This is a genomic window from Acidobacteriota bacterium, assembly GCA_035471785.1.
Lineage (GTDB): Bacteria > Acidobacteriota > UBA6911 > RPQK01 > DATIPO01 > JANQFM01.
Genome location: DATIPQ010000120.1, coordinates 1 through 13,864 on the forward strand (window position 1 = coordinate 1; position 13,864 = coordinate 13,864).

The window sequence follows — 13,864 nt, forward strand, 5'->3', positions numbered from 1 at the left end:
GGCCAACCTTCGGGAGGCAGGCGCCGACGGTGTGGCTCATGATTGGGGTGAAGTCGTAACAAGGTAGCTGTAGGAGAACCTGCGGCTGGATCACCTCCTTTCTAACGGAAAGAAAGCATCACATCCCGCACGCCATCCCGCCCCACGCTCCAACCTTGCCGTCCGGTTGTCTGAGAACACTGGCTTTCCCTTCTCGCCTTGCCATCTCCTTTCAGACATTGTGGGGGCATAGCTCAGTTGGAAGAGCACCGGCTTTGCAAGCCGGGGGTCGGCGGTTCGAGCCCGCTTGCCTCCACCACTCCCTATCTTCCCTGAAATCAGTAGTTTAGCCTTGTGTGCGCTTCGGCCTCTAATGTGCCCGAGAAAGCGTCGGGGCCGGATAGGGGCCGGATTCTGTCGCTTTTTTGAACAGGGGCATCTCCTTCAACCGGGGTATTGGAGACCTCTATGGGATGTCGGATGCTGCGGGGATCAATCGAGCTCAGCTTCCGCAAATTCGGCTCCGGGTGAGTCGAGGGTGGGGAGCCGGTCCATGGCTTGGCGGTTGGAGCCGGGCATCCAGTGCGTGTAGGTGTCGACGGTCATGGAGATGCTGGAATGGCCCAGTTGGTCCTGCACGTAGGCCAAGGGCTCGCCGTTCTGGATGAGCAGGGTCGCAAACGTATGACGCTTATGCCGATATCGGAATAAACGTCATTATGCCGAGCGCAGAATTATGCCGACTTGGGGTTGGACAGCAGTCTGCTCGGCCCGCAGCGCCTTGAGCCGGGCGGTTTTCGACTCGGCATAATCCGGGCAATCTTCTTCTGCTGCGGCGCACGGTTAGGAAGCCGCCGCTGAAGTCGATGTCACCCCATTGCAGGCCAGCGATGTCGCCCGAGCGCATGCCGTTATGGACGGCGCATAAGAAAAGCGCGTAGTGCTGCGGGGCTCGCAGGACGGCTCGGAGAAAAAGCCTTACCTCCTCGGGCGTCAGCGGCTGGATGGCTGTTCGCGGTGGCTGCCCATCCAGGCATCCAACTCGGACTCTTGAAGAGGACCTTTCTGCCCAGCCGGTAGCGGGGCATCTCGGGCAGCAGCCGCTCCAGAAAAGAGACCGAGATGCAGAGGTAGGAGGCGGCTTGGCTTTTGCTCAAATACAGGTCTACGTCCAGGTAGGCCAGCAGCTCGGCGATGGCCTCGTCTCGGATGCGGCTCAGACTGGCGCTCGGTAATGGGCATTGTGCTGCTTTCTTGACTTTAGTCCTGTTCGTGGTACCAGTCCTCTTCTCCGATCTTGGAGATCAACTCCTGGAGCAAGGCGGCCACATCCCCACAGGAAGCAGATCTGTCCAGGGGCGCGACCACCAGGTTGCATGATGTTCTCGTGCTCTCTCGTCTCAATTAGGAGCGTGCTGGCCTCGGGGCAGCCGCCAAAACCTCCGTCGGTCGGAGCGGCGGCACATAGGTTCGGCTAGACTTTTGTCTGGGATAGCCGGCAGCGCTTACTTCTATAGACGTTTCAGCGCCCTTAATCGGGAGGCCAGAGCGTGGACGGATTTGGTGCTCGAAAGGATCTGACAGTCCTGAACTAGCTGTACCCTTGGGAGCAGAAGCCGCCCTTTCCGCAACATTCCCAGATCCGCGTTAGTCCAGGGGGCAAGATGAACGGCGGAAGCCCCACCGAGGTTTTCTTATGGGCGCGTTGGTTTGGAAGGGCCGCCTGCCGGAAGCTGACTCCTTTCGGAGGGTTTCTGAAGGCGGACAGCCTATCCCTGGTTCCCACTGCCTTGTGAGCCCGTAGAGCGCTCAGCATGCTTGACGGGGTCAGTATGGGGACCCCATACTTGAGTTCATACCTCAAAGGCAGCAGGAATGGCCCGAGACGGTCGCGATTGCGGCTCTCGCGCTTCGGAATCTCGGACAAAGGGGATTAGCGCTTCAATGGCTCTCATCCGCATTTCATTTCTTGCCCTGTGCTTGGTCGCCGCTATTTCCTGCGCCGGTTCGGAGCAGGAGGCCAGGGCACTGCTGAACGAGGCGTTGCAACGGAGAAACAAAGGCGACTATATTGAAGCCCTCAGGTTGGCCAGCGATGTGGTGGAGAGACATCGCGAAACGGAGGCTGCAACGGAAGCGGCAAGGCTGTTACCTGCACTGCGGCGTCTCGCCGATCGGCAGCGTTCGGAGCTGTTAAACGTTCAGTTGTTGAGCGTGGAAGGCGCTCTAGACTTGTTTCGTCTCGACGTCGGCCGATATCCGCTAGAAAGTGAAGGACTTCTGGCGTTGCTCGAAGAGCCTCCGAAGGTGGAAGGCTGGAATGGCCCGTATATGACCTCGAATGACTATCTGAGTGAAATCGTGTACATGAGCAACGGTGAGGCCGCTGCGACGTTCCACCCCGATGCAGTTCTTCCTTCCATTCCGCTCTCGCGCTTCGCCCCCAAAGACGCTGTCTCCCCGGAGGGTAGGAATATGAAGCTGCATGTGACCAGAGTCTCGCCTTCAGACACGTCGAAGATGGAGCTCCTGGTAGGACGCCTTTTAAACCGAGGCGACCGGAATACGCTCCCGCTGCCGGTGCTGGGCAATCAGAGGTTGGCCGAGATTTGGAGGTTCGGCACTGAGTTTGAGGTTCCCGATAGGGGACGCCTGGTTCTAGTTGGCATTGTCGGCGATGGGTATCAAGTGCCTACCGTCTATTTGCCCGTTTCCGAGCAATGAGGCACGCTGCCATTGCGCCCGGTAGATCCCTTTCCTTTTTTGAGGGCGCTCTCCGCCCGATGCAATGGGATAGGGTGGATAGAGCCAGTATGGGGCTCTAGAGTCTTGACCGAGGCATACCCCTCGGCTTGTAGGCTCGGAGTCTCCCTGGAGATCACAGCGTCCTCTATGACCGAAACTGGAGTGCCTTTGTCCGGCAACGGGTTCGGGCCTGCGAGTTCTTCATGGGCATTTCCAGCTTTGCCTAGCGGCTGAACCGACCCGCACGCGACTCAGGCTGCAAGACTTTTTGGTGCCCACCGCTCACTCCGGCCGCAGTTAGACGGCCAGCGTGTCCATATCGGGGGCTGCCGTGAATCATGGGTGCCACGACAGTGACACAGGCACCGTTTGGTTAGCTCCGAGTCGCGAGCAATTCAAGACACAGACGGAAGCTGCCACGGCCAAGATACCATGCACCGCAGTTGAATTCTGCTGGAGACACGCTTGCCGCCTCGCAGAGATCTACGATCCTCTCCCGAACCAGGGACTCGGTATCGTCCGCGCTGACTACACCCAGCCACTCGCACACCTGGCGAACCCAGGTGTCGACGGGAAGGATGCTCACAAGTTGCTCCGGATCGGGGGTCAGCGAATAGAGGGTGCAAAGATCCCGAAGGTATAGGGACGCTGTTTTCGGACCCACCTGCCGCAGTTCTTGCAGGAGCTTGTAATGCTCAGTCACCCTCCCAGCTCGCACTTCAGAACGAGAGAAACGAACTAGATTTCGATCAGGCAGGGTTAACACAAAGCGGAGTGAGTCCACCACCATCTCTATGTCTCTCCGTTTCCCTGCATTCTCCCGCGAGAGCGCCTTGGTAAGAGGACTTGAGAATGAACCGTCCGTCCACCACGAGGCGCGAGTTGGAAGCCACTGTTGTTTCGCGCATGCCTTGATCGCATCCTCGGCTTTCGATTCTACGGGGCGGAACCACTTGCAGATGACGTTTTCGGCGCTCTTATAGTAGCGCATAGAAAGATCGTCGTTGCGACCCTGCGGATATACGTGCTCAAGAAAGAATAGAAGCCCAGCTAACCAATCTTGGTCAAGGAGGGCCAGGCGCCCCGGCGAGGAATCAAGGAACTCAGAGCGGTATCGTCCCTCTAGGCCTGCGATTGCGCGAACGGTGCGCCGATTCGCTACGTAAGTCCGTCTCTTCTTCATCGTCTTTCTAGACTGGTTAAAGTCGGCAAAGAATCGACCACGAGGACCAGCAACCTCCAGACGGACCCGCTGACCCGCCTGAGGTTCGTGCCAGGATACCACCACCATTGCTGGTCGTCAGTATGCAAGTCTCAACAGAGGCGCCCCTCGACCTTTTTCCTTGGACTCCGCCCGGAGGACCACAGCGCCCTCTATGACCGAAACGGGAATGTCTTGGATGGCCGGCGACGGGCTCCGCCTGCAGGGCTTTCATAGGCGGCCCCGGAGCCAGATGCTTAGGAACCTGATAACGATTTGACTGCATCGTCAGGATACCGCTGATTTCCCAAGCCGTCAGGATTGTCGTCTGTCAATATACTTGTGTGGAGGAGAGCACCACCCCTCAGGAACAAAAGGGGAAGTCGCCGTAACATAAGGGTAACTTTCAACCGCTAATGTCGCACATGATGTGGACTTCAACCTAAAGAGACTCGATCCATCGAGGAGAAGCGACAATGAAGCGACAATCGACAGTGATCCGGTATTTGCTTTCCTTTGCACTCCTGGCTTTTTGGGGGACGCAGGGGCTGGCCCAGCCCGTCGGCGTCCAATTGCAGGAGGCCTATTTTGAAGAGTTGACGGTTGGCAATCTCAACAAGGCCGTTGAACTCTATCAAGTCATCCTCAAGGATAGGGGCGCGACCCGCTCGCAGCTTGCCCAAGCCCGTTTCCGCCTCGGCCTGGCCCTCCTGAAACTCGGCAAGCCTCTTGAGGCATCGACCGCCTTGCGCCAAGTCATGCGCCTCTTCCCCGAAGAGGAGGCAGTCTTCAACGAGGCCGAGAGACTTCTGGCCGGATTGCCGGAGGGGGGCGTGTCCCCGACTAAGCAAAGTTCAGCCGGCGCCACTTATACTCTGGTCAAAGAAACAACGGACGTGGGACATTCTTCCTCGTTTTCCTTTGACGTTTCTCCTGACGGCGAGAGTTTGGCTTACCTCGGTCCTTGGCCCGCCGATAAGGCCGGTGCGAGAAGCGGCGGCCCCGGAGCCCGCAATAGCACCTCCAACGTCACCCTTTACCTGACCGACCGAAGGCAGAGCAGCGTTCGGCCGCTGTTGAACGACTGGGGACCGGGAAGTGCCGGCGTGCCCGAGCCGGGCCAGCCAGGAGCGAAGGCAGGGTTGAAACTCGTTGGATGGTCGCCCGACGGAGCCTCCATTGCGTTCGTGGTGTCGGAGGTCGCTGATTCTTACGAGGGCGATCTTTCCACAGTGCCCAGATCCCGATTTGTACAGGAAAAAAGGAAGGCCTACCGCTCCCAGGTTTATGTCGTTTCAGCTCGAGGTGGGAGCCCGAGAAAGCTGGGAAATCCCCTTGGGATTCGAGATCGAAGGTTGTGGATCGGATGGACGCCGGACAGCAAAGGGCTTGCCTACCTGCGCATCAGGGACTACGCAGTCGTCCTTCTGGGGTTGGACGGAAAGGAACGGGTGACCGCAATCCTGTCTTTGCCGAAGGCCCTGAATTTCCGCCAGATCTCGCTCGGCACCTACTCTCCCGATGGCGGCTGGATAGCCTTGACCACACCCGCGTCGAAGACTGAGCCGACCAGGGACCTTTGGGTCTTTTCCTCCGACGGCAAAGACAAGACCCAGCTTAACAAGAAGCCTTTGGTCAGTCCTGTTCCCCGTGGCCGCAATGCCGACGCCCCTGGCTGGTCGCCTGACGGCAAGTGGCTCTATTACCACGATCAGGGGAACATCTGGAAGCTGCGCTTCGAGGGCGCAGAGAAGAGCACAGAAGACCCGCGGCAGGTGACTTTTTTTGATGATGCTTTTGCCATACAGACCCGGGTGGCTAGACAAGCCGGGACCCTGGCTTTCAGTTTGGTGAAGGTTCAAACCAAACTGGCGGTCGGATCCGCCCGCCGCCCAGAGGCGGCCTCGATCTTGACGCGTGGCACCAACGGCGAGATCTCGCCCGACGGGCAGACCATCTATTTTCTCGGAGAGGGACCTGGCCAAGAGGGCATCTACTCAATGTCCAAGACGGGGGAACAACGGCGGCGACTGCTCGACGCTGCCATCGCCGGACCCCGCTGGGGCAAAGCTTTGCATCTCTCTCCCGACGGTTCTCAGCTTGCCTTCATCTCGGGGGACGCGGGGCGTCGAGGACTGTTTCTCCTGCCGAGCCAGGGTGGCGAGGCCAAGCGGCTCGCTGACATCGGAGCCGCCGCTCCAAGCGAAATCGCCTGGTCGCCCGACGGCACCCGCCTGGCTTATCTGGTCGGCAAGGACCTGATGACTATTCCTGTAAAAGGCGGAGATCCCACAAAGCTCGGCGCGCTTCAGGAGTGGCATTATGGCGCCGTGCGGTGGTCCTCTGACGGCTCGCTGTTGGCCGCTTTGGGATGCCAAGGGGACTGCGATGATTTGGATGTCTTCCTGTTTGAGGCTGCCAATCCAGGCCAGCCTCGCGTCCTGACGAAAGAGTTCGATGCCTGGCTCGACTGTGTTCCCGCATGGCGCCCAGGGGAGAATCGACTCACCTTCTTCAGCTACGAAGACAACCGTAACTGGGAGGTCGACCTGGAGGGTCAGATCTCGGGGCCGCTCTTTTCTCATGACGGGAGCTGGGAGTACTGCGGAAGCTGGGCACCCGACGGCAAGCGTTTCTTCTTCACTGGATCGACCGAATCCGTGTGGCGTGTATTTTACTTTGACGCGGCTGAGGACACGATCGAAAACTTTCCCAACCTTACCTCCGGAATCAGTCAGACGGTTCCGGTTTTCAGCTCCGATGGAGAAACGGTATTGTGGCAAGAAACGACTTTCCAACGCCAACTCTGGCTTGCCGATCAACGCGATTGAGCCCGCTCAAGGAGCCACAGACGATACGAAATGAGCAAACCAAGGGCATTACTCAGTAGGGAGCGTTCCTGGCCGGCGATTGCGCTCTTGTGCCTTGCCCTTTTCCTGCCGGTCGTTTGCGTCATCTGGTTCCTCAACCGGGCGGTCGAGAATGAGAGGCTGGCTGCCCGCCAAAAGCTGCGCTCGGCCTACTCCGGTCAGATGGAACAGGCTCGGAGGAGGTTGGAGGATTTCGAGGCCGAGGTGACAAGGGCTCTCGACTCAGCCGCCATCACAACGCCTGCTCCCGGCCTCTTCGCCAGGCTGGTCCGAACAGGCCTCTGCCACAGCCTCGTGGTGTTCGGAGAAGGGGGGCGGGTTCGTTATCCTTCCAACAGTGCGGACGCGGGCGTGAGCCCCTCCCCCGCCGCCTTCAGATCGGCGTGGGAGGTTGAGTTTGTCGAACGAGACTATCCGGCTGCCGCCCGCCAGTACAGCCTTTTGGCGAATGCCGCACGAGCTCCGGAAGTCGAGGCTCGGGCCTTGTTGGGGCAGGCTCGCAGCCTCCGCAAAGCGGGCCGAACCCGATCGGCGCTCAATCTCCTGCTCAACCTGTTCCGACATCCAAGCTATCAGAACACATCGGATGAGTCGGGCGGCTCGATATCGGTTGCAGCCGGACTTTTCGCCGTGAAACTGCTGGCCAAGACCAGTGCCGACGAAGCCCGCAGTCTGGCCGGTGAGCTGGCACAGCGGCTCAACCAGTATGTCGACCTAGAATTGCAGGCCGATCAGAGACTCTTCGCAATGAGAGAGCTGCACGATCTCTTTCCCGATTCGGCGCTGTCCTTCGACACGCTGGAGGCAGAGCTACTCGCTAGACGGTTCTTGGAGCAGGCTGCGACCGTCCAAGACATGAAACGCTCAGACTTGGACCAGCCTGGAGTCCTCACGGTCTCGTCGTCGGGCGGAACGCTTCTTGCGCTCTTTAGCCAAAGGCGTCTGCGCAGCGAACTGCAGCCGTTGGTGGACGAGGAGTTCCAGCAGGACGATGTGGAGGTGAGAATCCTGCTTCCGGGCGAGGAGTCGGACCGTTCCGGCCAGGCCTTCCTGGTCCAAGAACTGGGCTCCTACTTCCCAGGGTGGCGGCTCGCGCTCACTCTTAGAGGCGGGGACCCCTTCGCCTCCGAGGCCGAACGCCGCGTGACCAGGTACCTGTTCATCGCGCTGGCCGTAGTGACCGGAGCCTCCCTTCTAGCCTTTTTGATTTCCGGCCACTTCCTGTCCCAACTCCGCCTCAGCCGCTTCCGAAATGACTTGGTGGCAACCGTTTCACACGAACTGAAGACGCCGCTCTCGTCTACCCGGGCACTGGTTGAGACCCTGCTGAGCGGGAAACTGAAAGACCAGGAAGCGGTAGAAGACTATCTCCAACTGATTCGCAGGGAGAACGAACGTCTCGGAAGGCTGATCGACAACTTCCTCACCTTTTCCCGATTGGAGCACAAAGAGGCCCTGCTGAGGATGCGGCCTGTCAGTGTCGGGGAGATCGTAGAGAAGGCAGTGGACGCCGTATCTGATCTGTTCGACTCGTCCGGGCGGAGGTTGCGCCTGGAAATCGCCCGCGATTTGCCGCTGATCATGGCCGACCCAGACGGTCTCGTCATCGTTCTTGTCAATCTCCTGGATAACGCCTGCAAGTACAGCCCAGGGACCAAGGAGGTCGTGCTGAGAGCTTGGCAGCATGAGAGCGAGGTGCGGATCGAGGTGTGCGACCAGGGAATCGGCCTGTCGAAACGGACCGTTGCGCGAATCTTCGATCGCTTCTACCAGGCTGACCAGAGCTTGTCGCGGCCGACTAGCGGTTGCGGGCTCGGGCTCAGCATTGTCAAATTTGTCACCGAGGCCCATGGGGGCTCCGTCCAAGTTCTGAGCCGGCCTGGTGAGGGGAGCCGTTTCAGAGTTGCCCTGCCGGTGGACGTGAATCCGCAGGAGACGCATTAGAGATGACCGCTGAGACCGTCTTGATCGTCGAAGACGACGAGGCCATGCGCCGCGTGCTCAAGGACAATTTCCAAGTGAGCGGCTTTCAGGTGGAAACGGCAGAAGATGGGGAAGTGGCTCTGGCCAAAATCGGCCCGGGCATCGACCTGGTCGTGCTCGACATTATGCTGCCGCGTGTCGACGGGTTCGAGGTGTGCCGCCGGATCCGAAGTCAAGGCAGCGACGCCTTCATCATCATGCTGACCGCCAAGGGAGAAGAATCGGATGCCGTCCTCGGCCTCAATCTGGGAGCCGACGATTACGTCACCAAGCCCTTCCGGGTGCGCGAACTGCTGGCGCGGGCGCAAGCCTTCATGCGTCGGCGCAAACAGGCCTCGCAGGAGTCCTTCGCCTTCGCTCATTTTAAGCTGGATCAGGCTGCCCACCGGCTCTGCCATCCCGACGGGGAGGTGGAGTTGACCCCCAAGGAATTCGGGTTGCTGGAGTTCTTCCTTCGCAATCGGGGTCGGGCCGTGACCCGGGAACAGATACTCAACAGTGTCTGGGGAAGTTCCGTCCACGTCACCTTCCGCAGCGTCGACCGCTGCGTCAATACTCTTCGCTCCAAAATCGAAGAAGACCCCTCCCGTCCGCGCTTCATTCGCACGATCCGGGAAGTGGGCTACCGTTTCGAGGAGTCCTCTTCGACGGTGGAGAGCCGACAAAATCGCCGCTAGATTTGGAGGTCTCGTATTGTCAACTGGATGCGATGGATTGAATTGGGGCCATAGACGATAGGTTCTTTATTTTCAATAGTTGGCCAGCTTTCCAAACTGGACGTCGCGCGTTCTGTTGCCCGTTTTTACCGGCCGGGGCCGGATAGGGGCCGCTTTTGGAGGAGCGACCCTGGAAGTCTTTTGTTTGCAATAGCTTGTTAAGAACTTTGCAAGCCGGGGGTCGGCGGTTCGAGCCCGCTTGCCTCCACCATCCCTTCGCTCACTCCCGTCTCAAACCCCTTGACACTGTAGACCTCTTATAAGTAGACTACAGATAATGGTCGGCAAGAAGCTCGAAGTCTCCAAGTTCCTACCCCTGAAACCCGCCGATTTCCAGGTCCTGCTGGTGCTTTCCGAAGGCCCTCTGCACGCTTACGGCATTTGCAAGGCGGTCGAGGAGCAGCTCAAGGGTCAGGTTCATCTCGAGATCGGGTCGCTTTACCGGATGATGGGCCGCCTGACGACCGCCGGACTCATCGAGGAGGTTGAAGGCCCCGACGATCCGCAAGGCAGTCCGGCTCAACGCCGCCGCACCTACCAGATCACCCGGCAAGGCCGCCTGGTGGCGCGGGCCGAGGCCCGCCGGCTGGAGGAGGTCTTGGAGGTGGCCCGCGAGAAAGACCTGCTGGCCGAAGGCGGAGGAGCGTGAGCAAGGTCATGCGATCTTGGGGCCTGGGTCTGTCGCAGAAGCTCCTGGCGGCGCTTTTGCGCCTTTATCCGCACCGCTTTCACCGCACCTTCGCAAGCGAGATGCAGCGCTCTTTCCGCCTCCGCTACCGGCGGGCTTTGTTGCGGCGCGGCGCGCTGGGAATAGCCGCCCTTTGGACGCGCACCGTTTTCGACATCCTCAAGACAGCCTGGGCCGAGCGCCGGGAAAGCTGCTTCGACGAATCCCCGGGACGTTCCGGACCTCCCCCTCCGCGGCGTCCCAGATCCAGAGGAGACCATCTGATGACATCCCTGCTGGCGGACTTGCGAATCGCCCTGCGAAGCTTCTCCAAGAGGCCCGGCTATGCCCTGGCCGCAATCCTCACCCTGGCCTTGGGCATCGGCGCCAACAGCGCCATCTTCAGCCTCGTCCACTCCATTCTGCTGCAGCCCTTGCCTTATCCCGATTCCCATCGACTGGTCATGATCCATCAGTCGACGGAGCGGGGCCACGACGAAACCTTTTCCTTTTTCGACTTGCAGGACTTCTCCCGGGAAAGCCGCGCCCTGGGGGACATCGCAGCCTTCCACGAGTCGGACGGCACCCTGCTGATGGCAGGCGGAGAACCGCAGTATGTGAGGGGGCAGGCGGTATCGGCCAGTCTCATTCCGTTGTTGGGAGTGGAGCCGCTGCTGGGACGGTCCTTCCGGCCCGAGGAGGATCGTGAAGGGGGGCCCCGCGCCATCATCCTCAGCTACGGGCTCTGGCAAGGTCAGTTCGGCGGGGATCCCCAGGTCTTGGGCCGGGTGGTGGAGTATCAGGAACTCTCCCACACCATCGTCGGAGTGATGCCCAAAGGGTTCTATTTCCCTGATCCTGACGCCCGCTTTTGGACGGCCTTGCAGGGCAACGACCTTCTGACGCGGGCCGGCATCCAGAATCCCGGCCGGCGCTTGACGTTTCTCTTGCTTATAGCCCGCTTGAATCCGCAGGCGAAGCTGGCAGCGGCTCAGGGGGAACTCAATTCCATCAGCAGGCAAGTCGAGCAGCAACAGGCCATTCCGGCTCGCGAACTCGTGCTGGTTCCCCGCCTGGAGGCTGTGTCCGGCAGCATGGGTCCGCTGCTGTGGACGCTGCTGGCCTCGGTGGGACTGGTGTTGTTGATCGCCTGCGCCAATGTGGCCAATCTATCCCTCTCCCGGGCGGCAGCCCGCCGCAGGGAGATGGCTCTGCGCAACGCTCTCGGCGCCTCCCGGCCGCGATTGATACGGCAGGTGCTGACCGAGAGCGTCCTGTTGGCGGGACTGGGGGCCTCGGTGGGCGTCCTGCTGGCGGTGGTTTTCCTGGCTTGGCTGGCCGCGGCGGGCGGAGGCTTGCTGCCTCGCTCCCAGGAAATCGCTCTCGATTGGAGGGTGCTCCTCTTTACCGCCCTCATCGCCCTGCTCAGCAGTCTGCTCTTCGGCTTGCTGCCGGCTCTGAAGATCTCTCGTCTGGAACCGCAGTCCGCCCTGCGGGCCGGAGGGAGAGGCAGTGCCGCCGACAGTCCCCGTCTGCAGAAGGGGCTGGTGGTGTGCCAGATCGCGCTTGCCCTGGTTCTTCTCAGCGGTGCCGGCTTGTTGCTCAACAGTTTCATTCGCTTGACGTCGGTTTCCGTCGGCTTTCGTCCCGACCGGCTGCTGACGGTTTGGCTCTCGCTGTCGGAAGAGCGTTATCCTGAGCCCGAAGCCGTGGTGGGATTCTACGAGGATCTGGTGGACCGCCTTCAAGCCTTGCCAGGAGTGGAGAGCGTTTCCTATTCCTACTCGTTGCCGTTCACCGGCAATACCTTCCGCCAGACCATCGTGGTGGAAGGCCAGGAGCCGCAACCGGGGGAGCGTGAATGGGCAGGAACCGTCATTGTCGGACCACGCCACTTCGAGACCCTTGGCATCCCCCTCTTGAAGGGCCGCGACTTCAGCCGGGAAGATCGCTTGGCCAGTGCGCCCGTGGCCATCGTCAACCAAGCCATGGCGCGGCGTTATTGGCCCCAGGAATCGGCTTTGGGCAAGCGCTTCAGGCGCGATGGAGGGGTGGACGGCACCCTCGACACTACCCGCTATTTCAGAGGACGCTCTTGGATCACGGTGGTGGGAGTGACCGCCGACGTCGTTCGCCTGGGATATGAGGACCAGCCGGCTCCCGAGTTCTACGTTCCCCACGCGCAGATGCCCTGGGCGTCGACGTCGTTGGTGCTGCGAACCCGCGCGGATCCTCTCGGCTTGGTGGAACCGCTGCGGCGGGTGATTGCCGAGAAAGACCCCGGCATAGCTCTCTTCGGAATCGATTCCATGCAACAACGCATGGACCGCAGCGTACTGCCTCAGCGTCTGCGCACCCAGCTTTGGATGCTTTTTGCCGTTTTAGCCAGCAGTTTGGCGGTCATCGGCGTCTATGGCGTGATGGCCTTCGGAGTCTCGCGGCGCACCCAGGAAATCGGAATCCGCATGGCCCTCGGGGCGGACCGCTTGGGCGTCCTGAGGATGATCCTCGCCCAAGGCCTGAGTCTTGCCGGCCTGGGAGCCCTGATCGGTCTGGTGGTTTCGCTGGCGGCCAACCGGGCTTTGGCGGGCCTGCTTTATCAGGTCACGCCCTTTGATCCTCTGACTTATTCGCTGGTGGCCCTGTTGCTTTTGGCGGTGGCTGCTCTGGCTTGCTACCTGCCCGCCCGCCGCGCCAGCCATGTCGATCCGCTGGCGGCTTTGCGTTGCGAATGAGGGACCGGTTGGAACTGGCAGCCTAGGCCTGCGGGAGGGGAAACCTTGGCCGGGACCTCGATCGGGCAGTTTGCCTCAAGCATCGGCCGTGGTTCCGTGCGCGAAAGGGGCGTTGGGCTTGCCCAGTCTTAGGTTGGAAGGTTGGAAGGGTCTGAAGCGCTCGGGGGCCGGCACACCGCACCCATAACTGGGGCGGTGCGCCGGCCACGTAAGCGCAACACTGTCCTGGTGCCGCCAGGCGCCAAGGGCGCCCGTCGGCATCGCGGACTAGGGTTGCGAGGCGCAGATCGCGTAAGCGGTCACGCTCCAGGTACCGTTGACCGAGTTGGTCTCGGTACCGGTGGCGGTCCACGACGTGCAAATCAGCGGGTTACCGGCGCAACCCGAAGGACCGTTTTGAAAGAGCGTCAGGTTGTCGCTCTGCGACACGTTGGCTTCAACCACTGCCAGCATGGCTCCGCCGCCGATGACCGCCGTGCCCATGGGGCAGGTGGCGGTGGCTCCCTGTTGGCGAGGCTGGGTACCGGGGTCGCCCGTTATGCTGTTGGTGATCACTTGAAGGTTGGCGACGCCGCCGGCGGGTCCCTGGGGTCCCTCGGGCCCTTGCGGTCCCTCAGGTCCGGCAGGTCCTTGCGGTCCTTCGGGTCCGGCAGGTCCCTGCGGTCCAGCAGGTCCTTGCGGTCCAGCAGGCCCTTGGGGTCCAGCAGGTCCCTGGGGTCCGATTTCGCCCTGTGGTCCTTGAGGTCCCTCGGGTCCGGCGGGTCCTTGGGGTCCCTCGGGTCCGGCAGGTCCCTGCGGTCCTTCAGGTCCGGCGGGTCCCTGGGGTCCGATTTCGCCCTGGGGTCCTTGGGGTCCCTCGGGTCCGGCGGGTCCTTGCGGTCCCTCGGGTCCGGCAGGTCCCTGCGGTCCTTCAGGTCCGGCGGGTCCCTGGGGTCCGATTTCGCCCTGGGGTCCTTGGGGTCCCTCAG

General features: G+C 61.0%; 8 protein-coding genes, 1 tRNA gene, 1 rRNA gene and 1 pseudogene. 8 read left to right on the forward strand and 3 right to left on the reverse strand.

The genetic code is table 11. The features are described from left to right. Together VLU25_17735 and VLU25_17740 are read left to right on the forward strand one after the other, a co-directional pair. A 16S ribosomal RNA gene (locus VLU25_17735) occupies nt 1-101 on the forward strand; the annotation flags it as partial. Nucleotides 102-222: 121 nt separating this feature from the next. Beyond that, nucleotides 223-298, forward strand: a tRNA-Ala gene (locus VLU25_17740). Nucleotides 299-471: 173 nt separating this feature from the next. On the opposite strand, the pseudogene VLU25_17745 reads toward VLU25_17740, so the two are convergent. Next, a pseudogene (locus VLU25_17745) lies at nt 472-657 on the reverse strand (tyrosine-type recombinase/integrase). A gap of 1,266 nt (nt 658-1,923) precedes the next feature. Between VLU25_17745 and VLU25_17750 the strand changes: the two are divergent. Beyond that, nucleotides 1,924-2,703: a type II secretion system protein GspG gene (locus tag VLU25_17750; protein ID HSR69779.1), complete on the forward strand. Its 780-nt coding sequence runs from the start codon at nt 1,924-1,926 to the stop codon at nt 2,701-2,703. Between the two features lie 394 nt (nt 2,704-3,097). Here the strand turns inward: VLU25_17750 and VLU25_17755 are convergent, their stop codons facing one another. After that, nucleotides 3,098-3,907, reverse strand: a complete 810-nt coding sequence (locus VLU25_17755) for a hypothetical protein (protein HSR69780.1) — start codon at nt 3,905-3,907, stop codon at nt 3,098-3,100. Between the two features lie 494 nt (nt 3,908-4,401). Here VLU25_17755 and VLU25_17760 point away from each other — a divergent pair, with 494 nt between their 5' ends. From VLU25_17760 to VLU25_17780, 5 genes are all read left to right on the forward strand, one after another. Continuing rightward, nucleotides 4,402-6,756 carry a hypothetical protein gene (locus VLU25_17760; protein ID HSR69781.1) on the forward strand — a complete coding sequence of 785 codons (2,355 nt, stop codon included), beginning with the start codon at nt 4,402-4,404 and terminating at the stop codon, nt 6,754-6,756. A gap of 669 nt (nt 6,757-7,425) precedes the next feature. Next, nucleotides 7,426-8,739: a HAMP domain-containing sensor histidine kinase gene (locus VLU25_17765; protein HSR69782.1), complete on the forward strand. Its 1,314-nt coding sequence runs from the start codon at nt 7,426-7,428 to the stop codon at nt 8,737-8,739. 2 nt (nt 8,740-8,741) lie between these two features. Further along, nucleotides 8,742-9,455, forward strand: a complete 714-nt coding sequence (locus tag VLU25_17770; GenBank protein HSR69783.1) for a response regulator transcription factor — start codon at nt 8,742-8,744, stop codon at nt 9,453-9,455. 316 nt (nt 9,456-9,771) lie between these two features. Further along, complete coding sequence (locus tag VLU25_17775) at nt 9,772-10,143, forward strand: helix-turn-helix transcriptional regulator (GenBank protein HSR69784.1); 372 nt, start codon at nt 9,772-9,774, stop codon at nt 10,141-10,143. Continuing rightward, the gene (locus VLU25_17780) at nt 10,140-12,896 is read left to right on the forward strand and encodes an ABC transporter permease (protein ID HSR69785.1); all 2,757 of its coding nucleotides are present in this window, start codon (nt 10,140-10,142) and stop codon (nt 12,894-12,896) included. The genes VLU25_17775 and VLU25_17780 overlap by 4 nt, the downstream gene beginning before the upstream one ends. A gap of 267 nt (nt 12,897-13,163) precedes the next feature. On the opposite strand, the gene VLU25_17785 is transcribed toward VLU25_17780, so the two are convergent. Then, a partial coding sequence (locus VLU25_17785; GenBank protein ID HSR69786.1) for a hypothetical protein occupies nt 13,164-13,864 on the reverse strand: 701 nt, incomplete at its 5' end.